Consider the following 25845-nt stretch of genomic DNA (forward strand, 5'->3'; position numbering starts at 1 on the left):
GTTCACATAACAAATTGTTCAAGAGGGATTCGCAACGCGTGGCATTTTTACTATGCGTTGGTGTTAGTGATTAGGGTGGTATGCGGCAACTTCGGTATTGCGTTGCTCACCCCTTAACAAGGCGTTATAAATCAAGATTGAGATTCGTGTCTGAAAACAGAATATTAAGATGACTTTATTGGTATGTGATTTGTATCATATTTGCTTTGATTGAGGGAATAAGACATGAACGACATACCTGTTCTGAATAAATCTGCGGAAAGGAAGTTAAGCATTATCAATGATACACCTGCAATATTTACTATCGTTGATAGCGATAGCGCAGTCGGTAGAAAGCCATTATACGAAATTGATAGCTTCAGTGAAGTTGGGAAATGGTGCGGTTTGATAATTCATCAATCAAAGAAACATGGTGTAGACCCACGGCTAGTCGCAGCAATAATGTATATGGAAACTACTCATGGCTGGTATGATAAAGTCTATCCTTTGAGAAAAACCATACTGCCGATGAATCTACATTATTCATATTGGAAAGACATTGGCGTCACTAAAGAAGCCCTAGGCTGTCCTTACTACAATATCGAGTTCGGGATCGCTCTATTATCTAGAATACAGGCTCGTATTGAAAATCCGACGATAAGAAAAATAGCTACGATCTATAATTTTTTGGGTGCTGAAGTAGTTAGCGATTACGGTGCACGTGTAGCCAAGCTATATCTTGAGCAACCATGGAGCCCAGCCAAATGTGCCGTTTAAAACACTTTATCGTGTCTATTGTTGTTTCTAGTATTCTAGCTTGCATTCCCCTGTATATTGCAGTTAAACATAACTCAATGGGAGAGTTTTGTACTGCTAAATCTCTAGCTCTAAGTACTTGTAGGTATGACTTTAACTATATTTTTATGGTTTGGGGTAGTTGGTTTGTAATTATCTTTGTTTGTTTAATTGTGCTCACTTTTTTAATGCTAGTCGTCAAACGGCTCGTACAAAAACAGTGGCAATGATTTATAACAAACTGTTTAAGAGTGATTCGCAACGCGTGGCATTTTCACCATGCGTTGGTTTTAGTGTTTAAGGTGGTATACGGCGGCTTCGGTATTGCGTTGCTCACACCTTAACAGGGCGTTATGCCAAAATGCTCTATGGGATATATAGAGAGTACACTATTGAACCTAATATTAAGGAAATAAACAAAATGTTTATTAGATTAAAGCGTAATTTATGGTAAAAGTCTTTTTGTTTTTTATAGTGTTTTATGACTAAAATGCTTGATATTATAGGGGCTAATATCAAAGGTTTTCTTAGTGCAATATCTAAGATCATTGAATTCATGATGTAAGTTGTATCACCAAGCATTTCATTGCTAAGTATCGTAAAGTGATTACGAGAGAGTATTAGAAAACAATAAGCTCCCAAAAGAAAAATAGTTGCAAATAGCAATAACTTGTTTATGAAGTTTAATGTTTTATTTTTTACAGTTTTTAAATATTGCGACATCAGAAATTCCTACTTAGAGCTTGCAGTTTTCATAACTCTAATCTGCCCCCTAATTTTAGTTGAGGCTAGTTGGTAAGCATCTATTTTTATATTGAATTTATCTATGGCAGATTTCGCATTGCCAATTTTATCAATTACCTTCAAAGTCACATCACCTTTACTTGAGCCGAAGGATGTTCCTTTTACCTCGACGTCTACGTGACTTCCAAGAAAGTTTTCGTACTGTAATAATTTTTAGCTGATTCACTTTCTACTGTCATCCACTCCGTTTGAGCATGACCAAATATTAAAGTACTTGATTCTCCACCGACAGATAAGTAGTCAGCGACTCCATATAAGCGCGTTGGAGCATTACCATCATTAGGTTTTGTTTCTATATAGCAGCCAGATATTAAATTGACGCCGATCGGTAGCTTGGGGATATCTGCGCCTAAACCACTAATAGTGATTCTAACTTTCATTAATACTTTTCTAAATTTCATCTCATTATGGGCGTTGTAGCATATTAAAGCTTTGTGTTGTTCCTTAGTTCCCAGCTAAGCGAGTGGACTCTCAAATTTACTATTGAGCCCATGTAATAAAAGGTGTTGAAAAGTTTGTGAGCTCCCGCTTTTGGCATAACAAAGCGTTTAAGAGTGATTCTCAACGCTTGGCATTTTTAGTTTGTATCAGCTTTAGTGTTTACGGCACAATAGTTTAGGTTAGGTGGTAGCGTTGCTCACACCCTAACAGGGCGTTATGTTTATTATCGTTGGTAACAGCAAAAATGCAATATGATATACAATAGGGAATTTAATAGTATGAAAGTTGTGGCTAAACATAATAACTGGCTTTTATATAGTGATGGGGAAAGTTACATTCTAAATTCAAGGTGTGATTATGGCATTGGAGAGGAAGCTGCTACTTTTTTATTAAAGGTTGATGAAGTTTCTCGTTATTTAAAATTTGGAGAGGAAGTAATTCACGAACTTTCGGATTCGGCGCGTAGTTCATTAGGAAAGCATTATTATGAGAAGCAGCGTCCTATTAGCGATGAGCTAATGAAAGAATACTATAAAGCAAAGAGTGAATATATTCATAAGTATATCCGATAAAATGGGTAATGATATTTTTTAATTTTTGAACGTTGGTGATGCAAACATAACAAACTGTTTAAGAGCGATTCGCAACGCGTGGCATTTTTACTATGCGTTGCGTTTGGTGTTTAAGGTGGTATGCGGAAGTATCGGCATTACGTTGCTCACCCCTTAACAGGGCGTTATAGCGCTAGGCGATAGTTTTGCATTGCTTGCAATTTCAATTACCGCCTGTCTCTGGCATAAGATGCGATAAATTAAACTAAAAACATACAGTTTAATTCGTTATTCATTTGAGTGAGTATTTGCCTTTTCAAAGTGAAAAGGAGTTACACATGGAGAGTTCGGTTTATACAGGAACAGAGTTGAAGTGGCACGGGCGCGGTACCTTTAAAGCGACTTCTGGAATGAAGGGTTATCAATACCCTGAAGACCAGTGTGTTCCAGATAAAGGTCCTGTCCCAGAGGGAAAATACTATATTCCTCTTATATTGGGAGCTTTGGCTGAAGATGATGGTTCTGGCTTTTGTGTGCTTAAACCATCATGGCAGGTTCAAGAAATACCGCGTGGAGAAAGCGCAGGCGAGTGTGATCCTTACTGGGATAACTGGGGCTACAATCGGGTGCGCTTTGAACCATACGACGAGGTTACCAAAAAAAGATGCAGACCTTCGAGAAGTGGCTTTTACCTTCATGATTCAACTAAAGGATACAGCCATGGCTGTATCGAAGTGGAAGGACGCTTCTTCAATGAACTTAGAGCGTTTATCAAAAAAACAGATGCTCGGAAGCTTATGTTAAGTATCAAATACCAACCGAATGTAAAAACTAATGGTGGAACTTATGTTGGCTAGAATCTGTATTTTATTATTTTGTTGCCTCCCCTTTTTGTCGTTCGCGCAGCAGACTGCAAGTAGTTTCGTTGACTTCGAGAATACACTTTCAAATTGTGTTTCTATTGATACTAGCGATACTTATGACCGTAACAATCTAACTCTAGTAGATATGAAGCTGACACTAGAAAAAAATATAGGTAGCTGTGGGTGCAAATCTGCCATAGCATCTATTACGCTTGAAAGCATGCCTTCTGGTAGTTCAAGCTTTGACTTTGCTTTGATCAAGTCTCGCATTATATCAGTTCCTTTATTGCTCGATAATACATTGAAAAATATTAGCAGCATCAAGGGTGCTTTGGCTTGCGGTAATAACTAGCGCAATAACAAAGCATTTAAGAGAGATTCGTAACGCATGGCATTTTTACTATGCGGTGGCTTATGATGATTAAGGCGCCGTGCGGTAGCTTTTGTATTGCGTTACTCACACCTTAGCAAGGCGTTATGTGCTTTGGTGTTCGTGTTGTTTAGATGTGCATGTAAGTCAATTTAAATTATTAAAAGGCATTACTATGTCCAAAAAGGAATCGGATAAAAGTACAGCACTTAAGTTAGGATTGTTCATGGCTGGCTCGGTATTTGGTGCAGTCTTGTATATCTTTTTTGCAATTCCAGCATCTTGATTGTTCGGGTTACTAGGTGTCGTCGGTTGGGTAGCCACGGTTGGGCTCAAGCTACATGTAGGGATAGAATGTTAGTTGCCATCGTATACGTTATTGTCAAACTTCTTATGGTTAAAGTGCTTTTAGAGAAGAGAGTCTCCAAAAGTGTACTTTTTTATTTCGCACTTGAACTCTATTTTGGTGCAGTTGCGGTCGCCTCTTATATCGATTAGCTGTTCTGTGAGCAAAGGTGTTCAGTTTAAGCACGCACATAACAAACTGTTCAAGAGGGATTCGTAACGCGTGGCATTTTTACTATGCATTGCGTCTAGTGTTTAAGGTGGCATGCGGGAGCACCGGTATTGCATTGCTCAGAGCTTTACAGTGATCGTGCATGGTTGCATATTATTGGGATTACTATGATAGGGACTTCAATATGCAAAATATCCAGGACAAAAGAGAGTTTGAGGCTGCGATTCAAGCTTCAGAAGCGCAAGCAGTGAATGTTGGTCTTTGTATGGTGGTAGATGCATAAGCTAGGCAGCTTTACTCGAGACAAATAAAGCGTTTCTCTGAAGAGTTAAAGTTAGAAGTAAAACAAGGAAAAATTAGTTGAGAGGAAGCTGCAAAAAAGGCGAATGAAACTCGAAATGTAATTATGGAGATTGTAAGGGGTAAAAGTACCCCCGTCGGAAACGCATATGCTCAGCGGTTGAAAAGCAAAGGTAGAACGCTAAATGAACTGGTCGCGAAGAAAACAAACGAGATTTATCTTACCAAGCACTTCAACGATCTTACTTTAGAACAAAAGAACAAAGTGTATTCGGAAATCGTAAAGTCATCTGGCAAATCTAATCCAGATGTCAATAGGCTAATGAAAAATATTTCAAGTGCAGGACGCGGTTTGATTGTTTTATCTATCGGTCTTTCTGTGTACACGATTACCTCCTCTGAGAAGAAACTTGAGACAGCTGGTCGCGAGGCTTTAGTTGCAGGTGCTGGTATTGGCGGCGGTATTGCTGGAGGGGCAATAGCAGGTTTAGCTTGTGGTCCGGGAGCTCCAGTATGTGTAAGTGTGGGGGCTTTTATAGGTGGAACATTAGCTGCATTTGGAGTGAGTATTGCGTGGTAGTTGATATGGAACTGTTATCAAAAGATAAATTGGAAATACGTGACGTTGAGAAAGGCAGTGAGTACATATCTTACAAGATATTATTGGCTATTGAAGGCTGGCCCGCAAATTCTTTTGTCAAAGGTGTACAAGTAGAATATGGCGTAAAGTATGATAACTGTTACGTTATCTTTGTCACTGATGACATCCTTAATGAAGAAACGCTGAGAGTATATTTGTTTGATCTTAATGCAAAGCTGATCGATTACTTGTATATAGGTAGTGCTTATTCAACAGGGCGTTTACAAGACTTGACCCTTCAGAAAGACGGCTCAATATCATTTTTGTTTATAGGGGATACACTCTGGAATATAAAAGTATTATCCAAGGCAGAAATGATTATTCCTTTCGTGTCTAACCCGAAAGGGGTCAGCAGAAAAAGCGTCTTTAGTAGCTTTTTACATGTACAAGGCTCGCCAAAAGCAGAAACCTAACAAAGCATTTAAGAGTGATTCTCAACGCTGGGCATTGTCACTATGCGTTGGTTTATGTGATTAAGGTGCTTGCAGGGACATCGGTATTGCGTTGCTCACACCTTAACAGGGCATTAAATGACCTTTCAAATCGGTGCAACTTAATGTAATCGAGGTATGATGTATATTGAGTTAGCGCGAACTAAAAATATTGGTAAATCGCATTTACGCTTTGAAATTCCATATTCACTCACACTGGGGCAAAAGGGCAAACTATGGAATTTGAGTAGGACGAGAACAAAAACTTAATAAATTTGGCAAAACATAGAATTGATTTTGCTGATGCTGTACACGTTTTTCTTGATGCTAGCAGAATTGAAAGAGAAGATACACGCTACGACTATGGTGAAGCTAGGTTTCAAACGATTGGCAAGACAAAATATGGTATCTTGTTTGTGATTTATACAGAGAGGCAATCAAGTGGTAATATTAGATTAATCTCAGCACGTAAAGCTAACTCTCGTGAAAAAAATCTTATGAGAGAGATTTATTAAGCCATACTCTCAGGTGGTGTAATATGACAATCAAAAAGGTATCGATTGAGAATTTGAAGTTCTCTCGCGGGCAAACTGACAAAAAGCAACTTGAAGCGCTATCTGATAGAGAAATTAATGAGGCAGCCCTCAGTGATCCAGATAGTGTCGTTCCAACCGAAAAGGAACTTGAAGCGTTTGGTACACCAAAGGAGAGAGCATGACAAAGACAATTAAACTTTCAGACGTTCAATCACTCAACGGAAAAACGAACTGGCTCTATTTAAAAAAGTCAAATGAAAGTAGCAAACCAAGCCAAATAGCACCAGAGATTCGTCAGCATCATTTAAACCAAATGAAAAGACCGAAGTCATAGGTCATTTAACAAACTGTTTAAGAGTGATTCGCAACGCGTGGCATTCTTACTCCATCGCTGGGCTTTATGTTTACGGTGGTATGATTAGGTTTCGTGGTTGCGTTGCTCACCCCTTAACAGGGTGTTAGAACTACAAAGGCGCATACAACGACTTGAAATTAATAGACTTATAAATATCGATATGAGTCGACAAAAAGACGTACTCATATTTAACAACATATTTGCATATGTGAGTATTCCCTTAAGCTTACACCAATAAAGGTTAAATATGAAAAAGCCAAGTTTCAGCAAGCTTAAAGTAAACTATAAAACTCTTCCTACGCAAATCCATTCATGCTCAATGGCATTTCCCAATACTTGCGCAATTAGGATGAGCGAAGCTTTAGTTAAAACAGATAGTGACTTCCTTACAGCCTTTAAGAATTCGTCAAAGAATAAATGCCCGCATGGTTATTTGAGGGGGGCACAAGATCTAGCTGCAGTGCTAGGTTCTCCAAAAGTCTTAGGAACACGTACACTCGGTTGGACAAGCCAAGCAAATGGGCAACCGCCAAGCAATGCTATCGGTAAGAAAGGTATCGTATGTTATATGAATATTCCTGACTTTTCAGGGCAAGGGCATATAGATTTATGGGATGGGACTGAAGCTGTAGGCGATGCCTATTGGGAAGCGAAAACTATATGGATGTGGACATTAACATGAGTAAGTTCTCTATCTTTATAAGTATTTTTATCTCGTTTTCCGTTAGCGCAGAGCAATTCTCGATTTTTGAAAGAGAAATTAAGTTAAATGAAGATTGTACCGTAGACGTTATTAACGCTGGGAATCTCTCATATTCTCAAGAACTGAGTGATATCGGGGAAAAAAAATGTTCGTTTATTAAGTTTGGAGAAACTAGTTTAATTCATCTAGAGCGATTCAATGATAAATATGTAGTTTTGGTTGAATCTCAATCTTTCGACAACGAAGAATGCACTTCTCGTTATGGAGCGTTAATTTTCCGCCGTGATAAACCAGTAGAGTTGATCAACTGGTTTAAGGAAAGTGGTAGTTGCGGGGCTGATAGAGAAAGAAGGGTTTTTGAATACTTTGTATCAAAGTCCGTGCAAAAGTAATTCTAACAATCTGTTCAAGAGTGATTCAGCACGCTTGGCATTTTTACTATGCGTTGCGTTTGGTGTTTGAGGTGGTATGCAGGAGCTTCGGTATTGCGTGCTTTATACCTTAACAAGGCGTTATGTGTATGTAGCTTAAAAACGTATAGCTAATTTGTCGAGAAATATATGAAAAGGATTTTGTGTTTATTTTTAATTGTTGGATTAGTTGGATGCGCTACAGCTCCAACAGTACCATCTGATGTCAAGCTAGCGTCTCATAAACGATTATATAATCAAAAATTATATAAACCTTCTGAACTTAGAACTGTTCCAGTGACGATAACACGGGACACTGGTGTTTTAGGGTCTTTGGGCTACTACATTCTTGAAAATAGATGGAGAATACGTGGTGTGGCTTAACGTGATGGAGGAAATTACCATTTACTTAGCTCCAGGAGGATACGTATTCGAAGTAGAAAATGGAGTATGTCCTGATATCAAACAGTGCAAAAAATCATTAGACGTAACCATAAAAAATGGATTTAGCAATAACTTTAGGATTGCCGCTGACGACGGTTTTGAGATCATTCGCTCCAACACATAAACACAACAAACTGTTTAGGGGGGCATCACGCGTAGCATTTTTATCATCCCTTGATTTTAGTGACTAAGGTGATGTGCGGCAGCTTTTGTTCTGTGTTGCTCACTCTTAGCAGGGAATTATGCGATTGGTGGACAACTCATACCTATTGAGGTTAACATTCCTCCTCGCGGCTGCACATGAATTTCAGTCAACTTTAGAGAAAATACGATGATTGTAGAAAATGTGCTTCCTGAAAATTATGCAGAAATGCTTAATGTTTGGGAAAATTCAGTCCGAGCAACTCATGACTTCATAACAGAAGAAGATATTGAGTTTTTTAAACCAATTATCATTGAGCAGGCTTTTCCTGCTGTCGCGTTGAGATGTGTGAAAAATGATAGCGGCTCAATTTTAGGTTTCGTGGGTATCTACGACTCAAAGGTTGAAATGCTATTTATCTTGAACGAGGCAAGAGGGCAAGGTGTTGGTAAGGTGCTACTGCAATATGCAATAGAGCAGTTAGGTGCAACCAAAGTCGATGTAAATGAACAAAACCCGCAAGCCGTAGGTTTTTACGAGTATATGGGTTTTAGAGTTGTTTCTCGCTCACCACTTGATGATATGGGAAAACCTTTTCCAATTCTGCATATGGCACTTTAGAGCTCGGTTTGTCGTAACCAGTTTGCTAGAAGAAACGCCCAAAGCTAATAACTTTGGGCGTTTCCGTATGTGGTGAAAAATCACATAACAATAAATTTAAGAGTGATTCGTAACGCTTGGCGTTTTTACTCCAAACCAGTTCAGTGTGCTATTTGCTTGGGCGTAGCATGACAATACCGCAGAATATTGGTTAAAATATCAACTACTATAAGAACACCATAAATTTATAAAGCCTTATGCGTTTGGGGCGTTGTGTGGCGAAGCGGGAACTGTAATGACTTATGCTGAGAAAGCACTATCATTGTATTCTTCGCCAGACATTAAATATTATGGGAAAGCCTGTGGTGGTAAAAATCCGCAGATAATGCACGGCATATGCAGAGTTCGCAAAGTTGATAGCCTCACACTTTCCGATATCAGAAATTGTTGCAGAATAGTAATTAATGCCCGCGGCGTTAACTTATTAAGTCAAGAGTCTAATTTCGGGGATTAGTGTTTAGTTATGTTTCGATATTAATACAAAAATGTAACTTACAACATTATAACTGAGCCATTGATCTCAAGGTGTCAATTATATAAAGGTGAGGCTTATTTATTAGGGCGATATGATTTATGATTTTACTTGAAGCATATATGCAAGATGAAACCTGTCTAATGTATCAGGAGGTAAAATGGATTATTTGCCGAAACTTATGGCTAGGAAGTTTGAGTGGGGTTGAAAATGTGTCAATGCTCATAATATGGATGATACTTATCTCTATATTACTAGTTTGTCCTTTCCTTGGTGTAGTGCTCATTAAAATCGACATAAGTTTGTTATTGTTTGTATGTGGAATATATTTTTCGTTTTTATTGGGTTTACTTTACGATAAATACTATTCGTCAGAATTTATGTTATTAAAAGCATCCAAAAGAAGAAGTGGACTTATTAAAAATATGTTTTTACTTCTAATTTTCCTAGTTTAGTCGTTAATTAAAAATGGCTGGGTAAGTATCTTGATATATATTTTTTTGGTGTGCGTATTCAATATATTTTTATTATATTGAATCTAATAGTATGTTCTCATACAGTTTTATTGGAGATAATACACTGAAGTGTAAAGCTACTAATTAATTCGAAATTTACGCCTTATCACCAACTCTAATGGAACGGATTTTAAAGATTGTTTTTAACGTTTTTTATATAAACAGTAATCTTCGCTAAAAGGACAATGATCCTGAGCAGATTTTAGAAGGAAAAAGTGGAACATATTTCAATAGTCAAGGTAAAACACCTTTTTGGATACATATTAAAGATACAATTCAGTGACGGACACATCTCTATTGTTGACTTCTCATTATTTATTTTTAGTGGAAAACACCCGGATTATGAGCAGTACAGGGATACTTGTTTCTTTGTTGACTTTGACATTGTTGATGGTAATCTGAACTGGCATGATTATAATATGATTTTTCCTATTGAAGATCTTTATGAAAATAATGTTTTAAATTAATGATTTTTCCTTTTTTTAGAAGGTTTTTAGATTGCAAAAAATTAATAATAGACGGAAATGTTCATGGAAAAGAAAAATTTTACTATCATCAAGTCAAATAGAGAAAAGTCACTAACATATGTTAGGGAATTAAAATGTAGCTTTGTTGATTGGGAAACTAGAATAATATTAGAATCTACGCTTAATGAGCTCGAAAGGCTAAGGAGTATAAGTGATTTTTCCGATGATGAAAATGTTCGCGCTAATGCTGCTAATGATTATATAAAGGTTCAACTACTCAGAAAGTCACTTGAGAGTGAGGCGAAGGTTGTATTTGGGGAACAAATACTTAATTTTAACCAAGAAGACTTATGACACTCGCTTTGCTGATAGGATTCCTTAGATGTATTGAAAGTGAAAACCTTATTTAATGTTGCTCCATTGGAGGGAGAAGTGAAACGCAAGTCACGAAATTTACTCGCATATGTTGAGTTACAAAATGGAGATATCTTGATAGATCTGATAACACTAACTCGCAATGGTCAGTCTTACTACTTTCAAGGAAAGCGATGGCAGCGAAACCAATGTTGTCTCGGTGGGGACGAGTGCACTGCAGATGATGGAAGTACGATACATATTTCGCTTCTAAATAGGCGACAGCGCCCTATATGGGTTGAGAGTAAAGAGTGTTACGTTTCGCCAGCTGCACAAAAACGTTATCAGCTATGGATTTCAAAGCAGCGATAAAACAGGCTTGGAGCTCTATGTTTGATGATAAAGAACTGAGGTACATAAAGATTTACTTAATTGAGAAGTATGAGCGTAATTTAGCTTTGTTAGCTAAATTAGATGAAGACAGTGATGATTATATCGAACTTGCAAACGATCTCATGCTACTGGAATGTTTAATCTTTAAATTTACTAAAGTATAAGTAAGGTTATTTCCACCCAATACGGGCACTAGGATCTACAAACTAAAAACGGAAAGAGTGACCAAATTCTCTTTTGGATTTGGAAGATTTTAGAAAAATTATTACTTCTTAGTGAAAATGATAAAGGGAAACATGAAAACATTATTAAGACAAAACAAGTTGTCCAATATTAAGCTACTTCATAGTTTTATAAACAGAGTCTTTTTCTTTAGTATTTTAGCTTACTACTTAGTGATCATTTCAGAAGAACCATTGCTTACTCAACTCAGCTTTATAGCCTTTGGTTGTGGTTTCTCACTACTTATCGATTATTCAGCATCAAAACCACGACAGTCTGTCGAGGTCTCGTTTGATGGCACTAAGTTGAGGTTTCTCAATATGTGTATCATGACATCTGATGTAAAAGAAATTCTGTATGGACAAACCAAGAGGTTTGAACACACGGTTCGTTTTCGCTACAAAAATCAGACTTACCAAGATTTTGAACTTGCTTCGAAAGACTTGATCGAGGATTTGCGATTTTATTACTTTCTCGTGGATAACCAGTTACCAGTCAAAATGTTAGATTGTAACGAGCGCTTGATTTAATGTTTCTGTAAGAACGAGGAAAAAATGAATCAACTTTGTTGTTTATATTGCGTGGGGATAATGAAAACACTCGTTATCAACGTGACGCTACTCATTTTAGTTGGATGCGTGTCAAAAGTGGATAAACTGAGCTACTTGGAAACATGGAATGACAAGTGGCAAGAGTGTGACAAGGTAGGTAAGGAAACGACTATCGTATTTCCTCAGTCTGATTGGTTCAAAAGTTTGACGCTAGATAACAAAAGAAAAGTATTCTTATACATACATTTTCTTAAGGATTACGAGTGCACTCAAGAAGAAGCCGAAAAACTTAAAAGTGTTTTGAGCGAATATGACATTACAACGCTCAATGAGGTTCTGAAAGGATTTATCTACTTCGACATGCCAAGCAATGTTGATGTTAAACATTTAGATGAACAGCAGCTTATCTTTCTCTCTAATCAAATTTTGGGACCTTTCAATGCTATAACAACAGCAGAAGCGATGGGATTAATAAAACACGAATGAACCTAAGCTGTGAGAATTATATTGTGTCAACATCTGATGATGATCGGTATGGCGATGGACTACGAAAAAGTGAGTTATTTCGTTTTAACCATGCCTTCTAATTCAAGAAGCTTGAAGGTGCATCGCAGTAAAAGCCATGATTACTGGCGTAATTAGAGATAGTTATACCGAAGCAATTGAACTCATGTTAATTATTGGTTTTATTCCTCACAACTTTTCCTGTTTAGGGGAGCAACGTGTGTCAAAGGAGGGCTTTGTGGAGTGGATGTTAGGCATATTAGCTTTTGCTGTATTTTGGGGACAAAACGAGTTCTCTTCAATTAAGTATCGACAAAAGATAATTGAGCGCAAGATAGATCTCTTATTGGAACAATCAGGTTTAGAGGTCGATCAACGGTTTGGTGTCTCAATCGAGGTGTGTGATGCGGTTAAATCCGGGGCTAAATTAAAAGCTATTCGTCTTTATAGAAAAGAGATGGGGGCTTCGCTGAGAGATGCTAAAAGGGTTATAGAAACATTGGAAAAAGAGATTGCTTGAGCCTGTCGATATAGAACTCAAGAGTATTTAACTCAATCATATTTACTTTGAATTTGGGTATAAACACACTATTTAACTTGGTATAGTAGTCTTTGTTGTGGTTACGTTGTCACTCGACTCTCAAGGTTGTATTCTGAAGGTCTGTGTCCTGTCTTCACATTGGTTCGAAGCTGAACAATGCGTTACTTACGAAACATTTATTAAGTTAGCTAAATGCAAACGAATAAAAACAAAAACCCGCAATGTGCGGGTTTTTTAATCGAGACTATACTGCCAGTAAACGGCAATGGGTAGCTTAGTCAATTAAGCCATAGTCTTTACTTAAAATCTCTATGATTTCAGCTTTAGGGTTTTGGCTTAACGTAATTGGCTTTCCGGTAATTTTTTCTGCAATACCAATGTAAGTGCGAGAGATATCCATTAAAGATTCGACTGGCAATTCGTTGTTGCGAGCCAATGCTTCACGTTCTGACATACGCTCTTTATTAAGTAAAATATCTGGGTCAGGGAAGTGGTTTAGCAGGAATTGACGGAAACCTTCTTTCGAGTTTTCGACGATTTGACCTTTTTGATACGCTTTGGTATCCCAAATTCGCGATGAATCAGGTGTGCCAACTTCATCCATATAAATTAGTTTTTCATTACCTGCGGCATCGTGTACGTAACCGAACTCGAACTTAGTATCAACAAAGGTTTGGTCGATGGCTTCCAGTGCATGACTGATCACGTTAAAGCCTTCTTTGAGTAGCTTCTCGTACTGCGCTATGTCCTCTGCATGAGAGAAGTTGAAAGCTGCAAAGTTGTCCACGATATTTTCGCGAGTGATGTTCACGTCATCAGCTTCAGGGACGTCAGGAATGCCTTTCAAGATACCTTTGGTTGAAGGTGTCATTAGTAGCTCTGGCAACATTTTATCTTTTTCAAGACCTTCTGGAAGCTGAATACCACAGAAGTTGCGTTCACCATTTGCATAAGCACGCCACATAGAGCCCGTAATGTACTTACGACAGATAGCTTCAATCTTAACTGGTTTGGCTTTTTGTACAATCCAGACAAACGGGTGGGGGATATCTAAAATATGGCTATCTGCAAGACCGTTTTCTTTAAACAGTTTAAACCAGTGATTTGAAATTGCGTTCAGCGCTGCTCCTTTACCCGGAACGCCTTTTAGTCCTCCTTCTCCGTGCCAAATACAATCGAATGCTGAGATGCGATCGCTGATTACCATAATGGCCAAGGGCGCATCTGGGGCGACGTCGTATCCTTTTTCTTTGATCAGTCGTGCGCTGTCTTTTTCTGTTAACCAGTAAACAGAGCGAACTTTTCCGCTGTGGACGGGCTTGTGAGTGCGAATTGGCAGGTCGTCATTGACGGCAAGTACTTGATTAGCAAGGCTCATTGCGACATTCCTATCATCTTAATCAAACGTCAGAAAGAGAACTTACTCAGCGCACAGTGCGCACTGAATAAACCGAATGAGGGCATCATACCAGAACTATTTTAACTCGCCAGAGAAAAAGCAAACGTTTGCCTTATTTTGTTTTGGTATAAAAAAGCCCCCTTAAAAGGAGGCGAGATGCAGGATGGATAACGTCGATATTATTAGTGGTATTGGCTTGGACGGCCTTCGACGAAAAAGACTTCGCACTGATAACGCTGAGCGATGTCACGAAGCATAGATTGATTGATAAGAGCAATCTCATTCGAAGCAACAACTGCGCTAGCATTGCCAGATTGGATGGCTTTAATAACGATTTCCACTTCAGAAAGTTGCTGAGATGGCTTCATCTGAATGATGTTTTGACAGCGAATATTAGAAGCAGCAAGTTGCTCAAAATCAGGACGCGGGCACTGAGCAGTAAACAAAATCCACTGCTGTTGCTGAGATAATACTGCCAACTGAGAAAGAAGTTGGTCAGAGACATCCATCGGTTGTGTTGCTTGCGCCAATACGTTGTAGCGAGAGTATGTATGAGTTTGACTTTGTAACTGCATCTTACTGTTCCTTTATACATGCTGTATGTGTATACAGTAGTTTGTTTTCGAAGTCTGATCAACCCATTTTTATCGATGACTTAGAATAAATGTCGCATGTTTATGGCTTGGGTTTTTGCTAAGTTATTGAATTGTAGGGATGAAATTATTATCGAGTGTAGATTGGCAGTGTGAGAAAATGTGAACTCATCGACATTGCGCTTCCTGTCTATACAGTGTTTTTCTACTGTATAGACAGGGGTTGCACAGTAGGATTTGACTCGGAGACGAAAAGACAGGATGGAAAGTGGTAAGCTGATACGATCAAAAAAGCGCCTTAAACAAGGCGCCTTTGAAAATCAGTTCCATTGATTTGTTGTGGTTAGCTTGCTCGCTGAACCATACGTTCACGCATTTGCAATTCACCTTGGTTAAAGAGGCGCACATCAATTTTGGCGATGTCGTAGCAAGATTTGCAAGAACGATGGTATTTACCATCTAGGTAATCATGACGAGTAACAAAGCTAGGTTTTTTGCACCAGTCACAGGTGCCTTCTTCAGTGAACATTGATTTTCTCCCCACCTACATGAATTTTGAGTCGCTAGGTGTTATTTTTCGCCAAGTATTATGGCATACAAAAGATAGCTAGGTTAAATGTCTGTTAATTTGTTTGAGAGGGAGATCGATTGCGAGCCTTTATTTTAGAGGCAGAAAAGCTCGCATGCTAAAGGGGTTTGACTTGGTTTTACTATTTTGTAACATTCTGTGAAATGGTTTTAAACGCCTGATTTAAACGCTTCATTTCTTCTTCACTTCCTCTGGAATCAGGATGATAGAGCTTTGATAGTTGTCTGTAGCGCAATTTCACTGCTTTACTGTCTGGGATACTCTGTGGGGTATAACCGAACATGGCGCATGCTACAGCCAATCTGTGTCCTTCCGATTGACCTTTGATCTTCCTAAACTCTTTGAATACCTTTTCAAGTTGATGTTTAAGCTGCTTATTTGCAAATTCAAGTTCTTTAGTTTGAGTTTCTAACTGCAGCGTTCTAGATACTTGGTGGGCGGTATTTACATTGATATTCTGACGATGTCGACGAGTTGCGAATGCGCCTCCAGCAATTACTAAAGCAGCACCTAGGGCGCCAAAGAAGTACCAAAGTGTGGACTCTTGTGCTTGTTGCGTGGACTTCGCTTGTTTTTGGTCTTGTTCTTCTTCGTCGGTGGCTTTTTTGTCTAACTCGACGATTTCCGATACTTGTTTAGCTCGTAATTGGTTAAACCGCGCTTCCAAAAATTGATTGTACGCTTGCTCTGCTTGTGGGTTTTTTAAAGCCGAAAGTTGATACCAGGCTTCAACCAAATCGGCGTTTGATACTTCTTGCTGATGATGTTCTACAAAATCAGCCAACAAGAACCCGCGATCGTTTGGATCATCCAGTGCCACTGATGTAAACCAATACACTGCTAAGGTGTAATCTACGTCTCCGGTTAAACCTCTAGCGTAGTCTTCGGCTAACTGCTTTTGCGCTGGAATATACCCTTGATGTGCCGATTGTTCTAACCAATAGCGTGCGTCATTAGGTGAAGTTGGATTAGGGGATAGAGCCAGTTGCTGCGCTAGTTCGAATTGCGCCTCAGGCTGAGTTGGGTTTTGGGAGGCGAATGCTGCGCCCGTCAGACTGGTCATCAATACCAGAGAAAGGGCAAAAGTTTTGAAACACATGAGGTATGTCAGGTCTAGCGCTTATCGCTAGACCTGCTCCGGTAATTTTAGTTATTACCGATATGGTGCAACCAAATTACTTCAGTGGCAAGATCTGGATTTCAACACGACGGTTGCAAGCACGGCCTTCAGAAGTTTGGTTTGAGCAAATTGGATTACGCTCACCGTAGCCACGTGCGATTGCGCGACCTGCTGCGACGTTTTGTGATACTAGGTATTGACGTACCGATTCAGCACGACGCTCAGATAGCGTTTGGTTGTATGAATCGCTACCAGTACTGTCGGTGTAACCATCGATCACAAGGCTAGTGTCTGGGTATTCAACCAGAATGCGCGCCACGCCACGTAGTGTGTTATGGATGCTTGCGTCTAATTGGTAAGAGCTTGAAGAGAAGCCAATGCCGTTTTCCATGCGAAGAAGCAGTTTGTTTTCACCTACGCGTTCAACTTGCACACCTGAATTCAGTAGTGCACGACGCAATTCTGCTTCTTGTTGGTCAAAGTAGTAACCAATGCCAGCACCAGTTGCGCCACCAGCTGCAGCGCCAATTAATGCATGTTGACGACGTTCTTTTGCATTGTCGCCCGTCGCAAGACCGATTGCTGCGCCGGCAATCGCACCGATAAGCGCACCTTGTGTGGTTGAATTTGTTTCGTATTCACCTGTGGTTGCGTTTTGGCGTTGGGTTGCTTGACAGCCTGTAAGAGCCAGCACTAGCGCAAGTGCAATAGACATCTTTTTCAAAGGAAAATCTCCGTATAAGCCGAGGCGCAATGGCGCCTCATAATGGGATGTGAATTATGGAATAGAAGGTATTGATATTTGTTATGTGAACGTCAGATTGGTAGGACGTTCGTCAGCTTTTTCTGATAGTTGGCGATTGAATAACCAGTGATAGGTTCACTTCGATGGGTTATCCAACATTTTTCTCGCTTGCTCTCCGCCCACTCCGCGGTTAACGGAGACCTTACGACCCTTCTTTAGGCCAACTTCATAATCTGCTGTGAGGTTTTTCATCGCTTCTTTGAGTTGTTTCTTGAACGTCTCTCGGTCGATGTTTTTAAATTCTTTATCAATGTAGTTATTGATCTTATTTGCGGACTCTTCATCAGGGGAGATCACTGGTAGTTTCTCAAGTGCTCCTTCAACCCAACCTGAAACAAAAGAGTTCACGCGACGAGTGACTTCCATTGATGAGGTGCCTGAACCGGCAAAGCTGTTACGAAACTGACCAGTACTTTCGTTCATTTCACGATAGATAATATCGAATGCAAATGCAGCAAAAATCGCACGGTCTGCTTCACCGATAAACTCAACTCGTTTTAATCCTTTATGGTTTAGAAGTACTGCCTCGACACCAAATTTAGTGTTAATACCGCGGATCACACGCAGCAATGTTGAACTGATGTTGGCTGGCAGCAGGTGTGACGATTGCGTCTTACCCATCTTGATAAACTCAATGTCATCTTTATCCAACCCGTATTTAAGCATCAAACGATGCGCCATTTTGATGGCGTTTGCAGCCTCATTGACGTTGGCGGAATTACCCAGTTCTAAACATTTGGCGATTTTCTTCAGAGCTTTTTGTTTATCCATCGATGAACAGTACCAAGAGCAGAAAATTTAAGAAGTCGGACATATTACCTTTTTCGCACTAAAAACGCCAGAAAGGTGAGCTGTGAGCAAAAAGAAAGCCCCTTATTAAAAGGGGCTTAATACGGTGTTAATAGCGATTGAAACGTTATAAACCTAACTGGTCTAACAGATCATCTGCGTCATTTTTAGAACCACTTGATTGTGACGCTTGCTTATCTTCCATACTTTTGCGAGTCGCTTCTAAAATGTCGTCTGGACTCTCGTCTTCCGCCACCTCAAACTCTTCAAGTTGAATAAACTCGGTTTTGTCCATCGCAAGTTCTAAGTAGAAAATGTTGTTATTTGCCGTAGAGAAGGTCACGCGACGCGCTTGAGGTCGGTCGAGGTTGGTGTCTACTTGCAAAATTACCTGTTTATTCAGAGCCAACATTTTGGGTTGATTTTGAGTAATGTTGGTTTGTAGCTCTTTGCGGATCTTGTTGGTGAAGTCGCCAACCAGCTGATTCATCAGCTCACCAAGAACATCACCTACTTCGTCAGAGGTGTGCGAGATCGCTAACTCCTCTTCTGGCATGCCCATATTGCGCATGTAGTTGGTGTAGACCTCCAGTGCCGCTTTAGCAGTAAAGTTAATGACCACCAATCCAGTAAACCCACCGTCAAACAGTACAAAACAACCAAAATCCGGCTTGAGGCTGGTTTTGTTGATCTTTTGCACCATTGCTGAGTAGTTAACTTGAGAGGAAGTCGCCGAAGTAAGAACGCCAGAAACCGACTGGCAAAGTTTTAGAAGGATATCTTCAGTGGTTACAACTTTATTTTTTTTCATCCTGAAAGCTCATATTAAAGGGCTATTTCCCTTTCAATGTAAGGCATCAAGCCTCAAAAAATAAAGCATAAGTTTAATTCTTGTTTGGAGATTCTGATTTGAACGCCTTTTTAAATGTTGTAAAGTGACGTAATTCAAAGAATATTACCTCATTCATGTCTCTGTCTTCTGCTGTTGACGGTGTAGTTCCGAGGCGTGGGTGCTTAAAAATTACATAACCCGCAGCTGATTGGATCAGCGCAGTAGGGGCAGGAAGCAAATGTTACCAAGATTACACTCGCAAACGGATGTCGATCCTCTTGTTCTGAGTTTTCTCAAAGAACTTGAGCAATCCGGGTTCACTGGCGATATTGAAAGCCAGTATTCTAGCCGCCTTGCGGTAGCCACCGATAACAGTGTCTACCAGCAACTTCCTCAGGCTGTAGTTCACCCAAAAAACACTCAAGATGTCTCCCTTATTGGTCGGTTGAGCAATAAGGAAGCTTATGAACGTATAACGTTTTCACCACGTGGAGGCGGAACAGGTACCAATGGACAGTCGTTAACCAAAGGCATTGTGGTCGACTTGTCGCGTCACATGAATAAAGTGTTAGAGGTTAACGAAGAGCAAGGTTGGGTGCGTGTTCAAACGGGAGTGGTCAAAGACCAACTCAACGATGCCGTGCGCCCATATGGTTACTTCTTTTCACCAGACTTATCGACCAGTAACCGAGCAACGATTGGTGGGATGATCAATACCGATGCATCTGGTCAAGGTTCTCTCAAATACGGTAAAACGTCAGATCATGTTTTGTCACTGCAAGCGGTGTTTGCTGACGGTTCCATCTTAGAATCGGATCTGTCTCATGGTATGCCCATTGAAGGTGAATTTGCCTACAACGCGATGCGCATTACCGAAGCGGTGTGTCGTGATAAGCGTCAGCAAATTAATGATAAGTTTCCACCATTAAATCGATTTCTAACCGGTTATGACTTAAAGAACGCGTTTGATGAGCAGGAAGATCGTTTTGATATTACTCGCGTATTGTGTGGGGCTGAGGGTTCGTTGGCATTCATTACCGAGGCAAAACTTAACTTAACTCGCATCCCTAAAGCTCGAACGTTAGTTAACGTAAAATACAACAGTTTTGACTCTGCATTACGTAACGCTCCATTTATGGTTGAGGCAAATGCTCTATCAGTCGAAACCGTTGACTCTAAGGTGCTTAACCTTGCCAAACAAGACATTGTCTGGCACACCGTCAGCGACCTGATCACCGACGTTCCCAACAAAGAGATGCTTGGCATCAATATGGTGGAATACGCAGGTCAAGATGAAGAGGAAGTTGCCGCGCAAGTGACCTCCCTGACGAGCAGACTTGATAGCATGCTAGAGACCGAAGAAGCGGGTATTATTGGATATCAAGTATGCAATGATGTTGCGAGCATCGGGCGTATATACAACATGCGTAAAAAGGCTGTGGGGCTGTTGGGGGCCGCGAAAGGGCGTGCTAAGCCGGTAGCGTTCGCGGAAGACACTTGTGTGCCGCCAGAGAATCTAGCGGACTTTATTGTTGAGTTCCGTGAACTGCTGGATGCGAAGTCACTCAACTACGGTATGTTTGGTCATGTAGACGCTGGCGTACTTCACGTCCGTCCTGCATTGGATTTATGCGATCCTCATCAAGAAGCCTTAATGCATGAAATCTCAGACGAGGTTGTTAAGCTGGTGGCCAAATACGGTGGCTTGATGTGGGGTGAGCACGGAAAAGGTTTTCGTTCTGAATATGGACCTGAGTTCTTCGGTGAGGAACTGTTTACCGAGCTACGACGTGTAAAAGCGGCGTTCGACCCGCACAATAAAATGAACCCTGGCAAAATCTGTACACCGTTAAACAGCGATGCAGAACTTGTGAAAGTCACGGATACGAAACGTGGCTACTTCGACCGTCAGATTGACGTTCAGGTGCGTGATAGCTTCAAGCAGGCAATGGAGTGTAACGGGAACGGCTTATGTTTTAACTACGACACGAGCTCGCCGATGTGCCCTTCGATGAAAGTGACAGCAGATCGTCGCCATTCACCAAAAGGGCGAGCAGGTTTGGTGCGTGAATGGTTACGTCAGTTGACAGAGCAAGGCATTGATATTCTCGACTTAGAGAAGCAGACGCTAGAAAATAAAACGCCTATCAAAACCATGATCGACCGTGTACGTCATTCAATCAATCGTCGTCATGAGTATGATTTCTCTCACGAAGTATACGAGGCAATGAATGGTTGTCTTGCATGTAAAGCGTGTGCGAGTCAGTGTCCTATCAAGGTTGATGTGCCTAGCTTCCGCTCTCGTTTCCTAAACATCTATCACTCGCGCTACCAACGTCCGGCAAAAGATTACTTGGTGTCGAACATTGAGTCGATGCTGCCATTAATGGCAAAAGCACCAACGCTTGTGAATGGAGTGCTTAAGCAGTCTTGGGTGCAAAGTTTAACGGCATCTACTGTGGGTTATGTCGATGCACCGTTGCTGTCTGTGCCTACTTTGAAGGATCGTGTAGACACGTTAACGACGGCTTATGATCTTCAAGTGCTGAGTGGTTTATCAAGTGAGGACAAACAACAGCATGTACTGATTGTACAAGACCCATTTACCAGCTACTACGATGCTGAGGTGGTGGAAGACTTTATCAAGCTGGTTAAGAAGTTGGGTATGAACCCTGTTCTTTTGCCATTTAAGCCAAATGGCAAAGCACAGCACATTAAAGGTTTCTTACGCCAGTTCAAGCACACCGCTCAAGATACCGCTAAGTTCTTGGAGATGGTTGCGGATTTAGACATTCCAATGGTGGGTGTTGATCCCGCGCTAGTGCTTTGTTATCGCGATGAGTATGCTGAGGTATTGGGCAGTAAGCGTGGTCAGTTTGATGTTTTAACTGCTCATGAATGGCTTTATCCAAGACTGAGCGAGTTCGAGGCTTTAGATACCAAAGAGCAAGCACCTTGGTATTTGTTTGCGCATTGTACTGAGAAAACAAAAATGCCAAATGCTGAGAAAGAGTGGGGGGCAATCTTTGCTCACTTTGGTGCGATCTTGAATACTGTGCCTGTAGGCTGTTGTGGTATGGCGGGCACTTTTGGTCATGAAGTGGATAAGCTAACTATGTCTCGTGATATCTATGATCTAAGCTGGAAACCAAATTTAGATAAGCTTGATAATGACCGATGCTTAATTACAGGGTATTCCTGTCGAAGCCAAGTAAAGCGTTTTGAAGGCATCAAACCTAAACACCCAGTGCAAGCTTTGCTAACCTTGTTATAACGTTTACTCAAGCCCAGTTTTACTGGGCTTGTTGTCATTAGTGCTATGTAACTGAACATGAATCTGTTTTTACTTTCATAAGGATATGAAGATTGAAAAAGCTTGAGCTTAAAGTGCCGCCTGTCGCTCTATTTTTCTTGATGATACTGCTGATGTATGGGTTAAAAGAAGCGATGCCTGAAATGAAAATTACAGTGCCGTTTGTCGAGTTCGTTACGGCGGGGCTCATTATTCTTGCTGGTTTTATCGGTATTGCCGGTGTTTATGAATTTCGCAAAGCAAAGACGACCGTAAATCCGGTTAAACCAGAGACAGCTTCACTAGTGGTGGATTCCGGCGTTTTTGCCTACACGCGTAACCCAATGTATGTGGCGTTATTATTAGTTATTGTCGCTATAGGTTTGTGGTGGCAACACTTAAGCGTTATTTTATGTGGTGTATTGTTTGTGGCCTACATGAACCGTTATCAAATAAAGCCAGAAGAACGTGCGTTAGAGAGGTTGTTTGGCGAAGACTATTTGGATTATAAAAACCAAGTGCGTCGCTGGATTTGACGCAAAGATACCGAGTTACAGATGAAAGAAAGCCCAGCAACACGCTGGGCTTTCTTTTTGAAATCTGTCGGCAGTGGGATGATTATGCTGCCTTAGCAAACTTTGCTAGGAAGGCATCCTTGCGCTCGTTAAAGCGTTGAACCAAATCGTCCACTGCATCTTGGTCGTATGGCTTAAGACCACTCGCAACCATGCGCTTGATGCCTTTGCCAACAACTTCACCATCTTCTTTGAAGGCAAAGTTTAGTGTTACTACGCCGCGCTTACCTTCAACATCGAACGTCGCACCAGTGAAATCTACTTCTGGATGAGTTAGGTCTAAACGACTGAATTCTACTTCCATGCTTTCGTAGATCACTAATGGTCGTTGGCAGTTGATCATCATTTGTTTCTCTTCCATCAGAGGAACCATGATGTGAGGGAAGTTCATGCCAGAGAATTGAACGTAGTTAGTCACCACGTGTTCAATGAACTCAGGGTTGAGGTTAGTTTCGCCTTCACGAGACATGCGCAGGTATTCTTTACCTGCTTCATCGACTACGGCACTTTCTTTTTCACACTTATTCTCGATATGAAGCGCTACGCCATCGTTCACCATTCCGGAGAAATCGAAACGCATCTTCTGGCTTACCCCTTCTTTGCTTAGCAATACGGCAAAAAGTAAATCGCCCGGCACACAAAAGCGTTTGTTGTCTTCATCATGGATAGGGTTGTAATCACCAGCGACGCGTTTAGCGAAGTGACTTGCTTGCTCACGAGTGAACTGAAATTGGTGATTAGTGTTTGAAAAATAAGGTGTTAGAAACATAATTTTTACGTAGTAACCAAAACTGTCAGGGATTATATGCGAATATCTGCGTAGCAATGGTCCATCCAGTGAAAACTTCACTGTATCTTAACAATGAAACGATAACGCAGGGCAATTAAGCATCAAAAAGAGTGCTTTTGTGTCACATTATTCAGTATGGCTATAAATCAGGAATTTACCATTCGCTTCGGGCGATGAGTATATACCCAAGTGATTTCAAGATGCAGGGTTCAGAGCGTTGTCATTGATTCCCTACTTACCGAAAGCAAGCAAGGAAAACAACGCAGCGTAACAGCCAGCTATTTCCAATTTCCAATTTGTTTGACTTAGCCATTGGTTTAATAGAAAAGCGAGTCAATGACACGCTTTCAAAGGGTACTCTTTACAAATAGTAAGGACCTTGGCTTGTATATTTTATTGGCGATTCTTGATTTAGATCCACTAGACCTTTAAATCGCCGCCGCGTCTACAAACCAAGTCATTCTCGCTGAACCTAGCATCTCGAGGTTACTTAGGTATATATAAATATAATAAAGGCTCCACGGAGGAGCCTTTAAAGTCATCACTCATTATGTATTAATGCACGCTTGGTAGTAAGCTTTCTGGCATTAATGCGTTGTGCAGAGCGAGCTTGAGTAGTGCATTGGCTTGCTCGATATCTGGCGCGAAGTAGCGGTCTTTATCGTAGAACGACACTTTCTCACGCAGCATTTGCTTGGCAATTTCGATACGCTCTGAAGATTTGTTTGGCGCACGGAAATCTAGCCCTTGAGCAGCTGACAAGTATTCAACCGCCAAAATGCCACGTGTATTCTCTCCCATTTCCTTTAAACGACGAGCAGCAAAAGTAGCCATCGAAACGTGATCTTCTTGGTTTGCGGATGTTGGCAAACTATCGACAGAAGCTGGGTGAGCCAATGTTTTGTTTTCACTTGCCAATGCTGCCGATGTCACCTGAGCAATCATAAAGCCGGAGTTCACGCCGCCATTGTCGACCAAGAAGGGAGGAAGCTTAGATAGAGCGCTATCTATAAGCAGTGCCATGCGTCGCTCTGACAAGCTACCAATTTCAGCAATCGCAAGTGCAAGGTTATCCGCTGCCATAGCGACTGGCTCTGCATGGAAGTTACCGCCGGAAATGATGTCATCATCTTCCGCAAAGACCAGCGGGTTATCCGACACAGAGTTGGCCTCCACTTGTAGAATGTCTGCTGCATTGCGAATTTGCTGCAAACAAGCTCCCATTACTTGAGGTTGGCAACGCAGTGAATAAGGATCTTGTACCTTCTCACAGTTGGTATGAGATTCACCAATCTCGCTGGTCGCTTCTAACAGGTGGCGGTACGCCAAGGCGGCATCCATTTGGCTACGATGACCACGAACACGATGGATACGTGGGTCGAACGGACGACGACTGCCTAAAGCCGCTTCTACTGACATCGCACCACAAACCGTCGCTGATGAGAACAGGTCCTCGGCAATGAACAAACCTTCTAGTGCAAATGCTGTTGACGCTTGAGTACCATTAAGCAGTGCTAACCCTTCTTTTGGAGCAAGAGTGATTGGCTCAAGACCGGCGATTTGCAGTGCTTCTAGACCTGAAATCACTTTGCCATTATGGCGAGCTTGACCTTCACCAAGAAGAACCGTACTCATATGAGCTAATGGCGCTAAGTCACCAGATGCGCCTACAGAGCCCTTCTGAGGGACGCATGGGTAGACCTGAGCATTCACCAAATCAATCAACATGTTGATGACTTTTAAACGTAAGCCAGAGAACCCACGGGCGAGGCTGTTGATCTTTAATACCATCATCAAACGAACGGTTTCGTCTGACATGAACTTGCCGATACCAGCCGCATGAGAAAGCACGATACTGCGCTGCAGTGTTTCCAAATCTTCTGGTGCAATGCGTGTATTTGCTAGCAAACCGAAGCCGGTGTTAATGCCGTAAACCGTCCGGTCTTCTGCAATCACTCGATCGACCACTTGAGTGCTTTCTTCTATTGCTGGAATCGCGTTTGGATCCAGAGTAAGGTTTACGGGTGAGCGGCTCACTTGGCGTAGTTCGTTTAAGCTAATATGACCTGGCTTTAGCGTTAAATTGAGCATGTCTTTCATC

29 protein-coding genes and 3 pseudogenes are annotated in these 25845 nt (G+C 41.0%); 22 read left to right on the top strand and 10 right to left on the bottom strand.

Going from position 1 to position 25845, the window contains the following annotated elements; translation table 11 throughout:
• The first annotated feature begins 225 nt into the window (after positions 1-225).
• A complete protein-coding gene (locus ABMY42_RS20705) occupies positions 226-756 on the top strand; it encodes a hypothetical protein (RefSeq protein ID WP_049538686.1) in 531 nt (176 codons plus the stop codon).
• A gap of 935 nt (positions 757-1691) precedes the next feature.
• On the opposite strand, the gene ABMY42_RS20710 is transcribed toward ABMY42_RS20705, so the two are convergent.
• Positions 1692-1958, bottom strand: coding sequence for a hypothetical protein (locus ABMY42_RS20710; protein WP_157782601.1), 267 nt, complete (start codon positions 1956-1958; stop codon positions 1692-1694).
• A 339-nt stretch (positions 1959-2297) separates the two neighbouring features.
• Between ABMY42_RS20710 and ABMY42_RS20715 the strand changes: the two genes are divergently transcribed.
• The 19 genes and pseudogenes from ABMY42_RS20715 to ABMY42_RS20805 all read left to right on the top strand — a co-directional run bounded on the left by ABMY42_RS20715 (position 2298) and on the right by ABMY42_RS20805 (position 12939).
• Positions 2298-2591, top strand: coding sequence for a hypothetical protein (locus tag ABMY42_RS20715; RefSeq protein ID WP_349266732.1), 294 nt, complete (start codon positions 2298-2300; stop codon positions 2589-2591).
• A 317-nt stretch (positions 2592-2908) separates the two neighbouring features.
• Positions 2909-3427: a tlde1 domain-containing protein gene (locus ABMY42_RS20720; protein ID WP_349266733.1), complete on the top strand. Its 519-nt coding sequence runs from the start codon at positions 2909-2911 to the stop codon at positions 3425-3427.
• On the top strand, positions 3417-3785 hold the full coding sequence (locus ABMY42_RS20725; protein WP_349266734.1) for a DUF2195 family protein: 369 nt from the start codon (positions 3417-3419) through the stop codon (positions 3783-3785). Before ABMY42_RS20720 ends, ABMY42_RS20725 begins: the two co-directional genes overlap by 11 nt.
• 995 nt (positions 3786-4780) lie before the next feature.
• The gene (locus tag ABMY42_RS20730; RefSeq protein ID WP_230544371.1) at positions 4781-5200 is read left to right on the top strand and encodes a hypothetical protein; all 420 of its coding nucleotides are present in this window, start codon (positions 4781-4783) and stop codon (positions 5198-5200) included.
• A gap of 5 nt (positions 5201-5205) precedes the next feature.
• Complete coding sequence (locus ABMY42_RS20735) at positions 5206-5673, top strand: hypothetical protein (RefSeq protein WP_123947169.1); 468 nt, start codon at positions 5206-5208, stop codon at positions 5671-5673.
• Positions 5674-5954: 281 nt separating this feature from the next.
• Positions 5955-6206, top strand: a pseudogene (locus ABMY42_RS20740) (BrnT family toxin); the annotation flags it as partial.
• A gap of 23 nt (positions 6207-6229) precedes the next feature.
• Positions 6230-6409, top strand: coding sequence for a hypothetical protein (locus tag ABMY42_RS20745; protein ID WP_017190351.1), 180 nt, complete (start codon positions 6230-6232; stop codon positions 6407-6409).
• Positions 6406-6561, top strand: a complete 156-nt coding sequence (locus tag ABMY42_RS20750) for a hypothetical protein (RefSeq protein ID WP_017190350.1) — start codon at positions 6406-6408, stop codon at positions 6559-6561. Before ABMY42_RS20745 ends, ABMY42_RS20750 begins: the two co-directional genes overlap by 4 nt.
• 268 nt (positions 6562-6829) lie before the next feature.
• A complete protein-coding gene (locus tag ABMY42_RS20755) occupies positions 6830-7264 on the top strand; it encodes a T6SS effector amidase Tae4 family protein (protein WP_069687246.1) in 435 nt (144 codons plus the stop codon).
• Entirely contained in the window at positions 7261-7677 is a 417-nt protein-coding gene (locus tag ABMY42_RS20760) for a hypothetical protein (protein WP_235612187.1), read from the top strand. The genes ABMY42_RS20755 and ABMY42_RS20760 overlap by 4 nt, the downstream gene beginning before the upstream one ends.
• Positions 7652-7790 (top strand): annotated as a pseudogene (locus ABMY42_RS20765) (DUF3265 domain-containing protein). Before ABMY42_RS20760 ends, ABMY42_RS20765 begins: the two are co-directional and overlap by 26 nt.
• Positions 7791-8470: 680 nt before the next feature.
• The gene (locus ABMY42_RS20770; protein ID WP_050903108.1) at positions 8471-8902 is read left to right on the top strand and encodes a GNAT family N-acetyltransferase; all 432 of its coding nucleotides are present in this window, start codon (positions 8471-8473) and stop codon (positions 8900-8902) included.
• A 154-nt stretch (positions 8903-9056) separates the two neighbouring features.
• A pseudogene (locus tag ABMY42_RS20775) lies at positions 9057-9298 on the top strand (hypothetical protein); the annotation flags it as partial.
• A gap of 845 nt (positions 9299-10143) precedes the next feature.
• Complete coding sequence (locus ABMY42_RS20780) at positions 10144-10395, top strand: DUF2442 domain-containing protein (RefSeq protein ID WP_274876989.1); 252 nt, start codon at positions 10144-10146, stop codon at positions 10393-10395.
• Positions 10396-10458: 63 nt separating this feature from the next.
• Complete coding sequence (locus tag ABMY42_RS20785; RefSeq protein ID WP_274876988.1) at positions 10459-10749, top strand: hypothetical protein; 291 nt, start codon at positions 10459-10461, stop codon at positions 10747-10749.
• A 311-nt stretch (positions 10750-11060) separates the two neighbouring features.
• On the top strand, positions 11061-11306 hold the full coding sequence (locus tag ABMY42_RS20790; RefSeq protein ID WP_349266735.1) for a hypothetical protein: 246 nt from the start codon (positions 11061-11063) through the stop codon (positions 11304-11306).
• 132 nt (positions 11307-11438) lie between these two features.
• Positions 11439-11894, top strand: a complete 456-nt coding sequence (locus tag ABMY42_RS20795) for a hypothetical protein (protein ID WP_005445642.1) — start codon at positions 11439-11441, stop codon at positions 11892-11894.
• Positions 11895-11954: 60 nt separating this feature from the next.
• Positions 11955-12401: a hypothetical protein gene (locus ABMY42_RS20800; RefSeq protein WP_017817978.1), complete on the top strand. Its 447-nt coding sequence runs from the start codon at positions 11955-11957 to the stop codon at positions 12399-12401.
• Positions 12402-12537: 136 nt separating this feature from the next.
• Complete coding sequence (locus ABMY42_RS20805) at positions 12538-12939, top strand: hypothetical protein (protein WP_005445628.1); 402 nt, start codon at positions 12538-12540, stop codon at positions 12937-12939.
• A 295-nt stretch (positions 12940-13234) separates the two neighbouring features.
• Here ABMY42_RS20805 and ABMY42_RS20810 read toward each other — a convergent pair whose 3' ends face one another.
• The 7 genes from ABMY42_RS20810 to ABMY42_RS20840 form a co-directional block, all read right to left on the bottom strand.
• The gene (locus ABMY42_RS20810) at positions 13235-14338 is read right to left on the bottom strand and encodes a phosphoribosylaminoimidazolesuccinocarboxamide synthase (RefSeq protein WP_005445626.1); all 1104 of its coding nucleotides are present in this window, start codon (positions 14336-14338) and stop codon (positions 13235-13237) included.
• A gap of 203 nt (positions 14339-14541) precedes the next feature.
• Positions 14542-14934: a SulA-like leucine-rich domain-containing protein gene (locus ABMY42_RS20815; RefSeq protein ID WP_009697340.1), complete on the bottom strand. Its 393-nt coding sequence runs from the start codon at positions 14932-14934 to the stop codon at positions 14542-14544.
• A 361-nt stretch (positions 14935-15295) separates the two neighbouring features.
• The gene (locus ABMY42_RS20820) at positions 15296-15481 is read right to left on the bottom strand and encodes a hypothetical protein (RefSeq protein WP_005445621.1); all 186 of its coding nucleotides are present in this window, start codon (positions 15479-15481) and stop codon (positions 15296-15298) included.
• Positions 15482-15662: 181 nt separating this feature from the next.
• Complete coding sequence (locus ABMY42_RS20825) at positions 15663-16640, bottom strand: J domain-containing protein (protein WP_050932971.1); 978 nt, start codon at positions 16638-16640, stop codon at positions 15663-15665.
• A gap of 76 nt (positions 16641-16716) precedes the next feature.
• Positions 16717-17385, bottom strand: coding sequence for an OmpA family protein (locus ABMY42_RS20830; protein ID WP_005445618.1), 669 nt, complete (start codon positions 17383-17385; stop codon positions 16717-16719).
• A 156-nt stretch (positions 17386-17541) separates the two neighbouring features.
• Positions 17542-18237 (bottom strand): DUF2786 domain-containing protein, encoded by a 696-nt coding sequence (locus ABMY42_RS20835; RefSeq protein WP_005445617.1) that lies wholly within the window; start codon positions 18235-18237, stop codon positions 17542-17544.
• A gap of 145 nt (positions 18238-18382) precedes the next feature.
• Complete coding sequence (locus tag ABMY42_RS20840) at positions 18383-19066, bottom strand: DUF3334 family protein (RefSeq protein ID WP_009697342.1); 684 nt, start codon at positions 19064-19066, stop codon at positions 18383-18385.
• Between the two features lie 259 nt (positions 19067-19325).
• Between ABMY42_RS20840 and ABMY42_RS20845 the strand changes: the two genes are divergently transcribed.
• Together ABMY42_RS20845 and ABMY42_RS20850 are read left to right on the top strand one after the other, a co-directional pair.
• Entirely contained in the window at positions 19326-22361 is a 3036-nt protein-coding gene (locus ABMY42_RS20845) for an FAD-binding and (Fe-S)-binding domain-containing protein (RefSeq protein ID WP_349266736.1), read from the top strand.
• 92 nt (positions 22362-22453) lie between these two features.
• On the top strand, positions 22454-22915 hold the full coding sequence (locus ABMY42_RS20850; RefSeq protein ID WP_005445612.1) for an isoprenylcysteine carboxylmethyltransferase family protein: 462 nt from the start codon (positions 22454-22456) through the stop codon (positions 22913-22915).
• A gap of 82 nt (positions 22916-22997) precedes the next feature.
• Here the strand turns inward: ABMY42_RS20850 and ABMY42_RS20855 are convergent, their stop codons facing one another.
• Together ABMY42_RS20855 and hutH are read right to left on the bottom strand one after the other, a co-directional pair.
• Complete coding sequence (locus tag ABMY42_RS20855; RefSeq protein ID WP_349266737.1) at positions 22998-23723, bottom strand: DUF3581 domain-containing protein; 726 nt, start codon at positions 23721-23723, stop codon at positions 22998-23000.
• Positions 23724-24299: 576 nt separating this feature from the next.
• Positions 24300-25835, bottom strand: coding sequence for a histidine ammonia-lyase (hutH, locus tag ABMY42_RS20860; protein ID WP_009697346.1), 1536 nt, complete (start codon positions 25833-25835; stop codon positions 24300-24302).
• Between the last annotated feature and the right edge of the window lie 10 nt (positions 25836-25845).

The organism is Vibrio sp. SSH13-20 (genome assembly GCF_040104475.1).
Taxonomy (GTDB): Bacteria; Pseudomonadota; Gammaproteobacteria; order Enterobacterales; family Vibrionaceae; genus Vibrio; species Vibrio harveyi.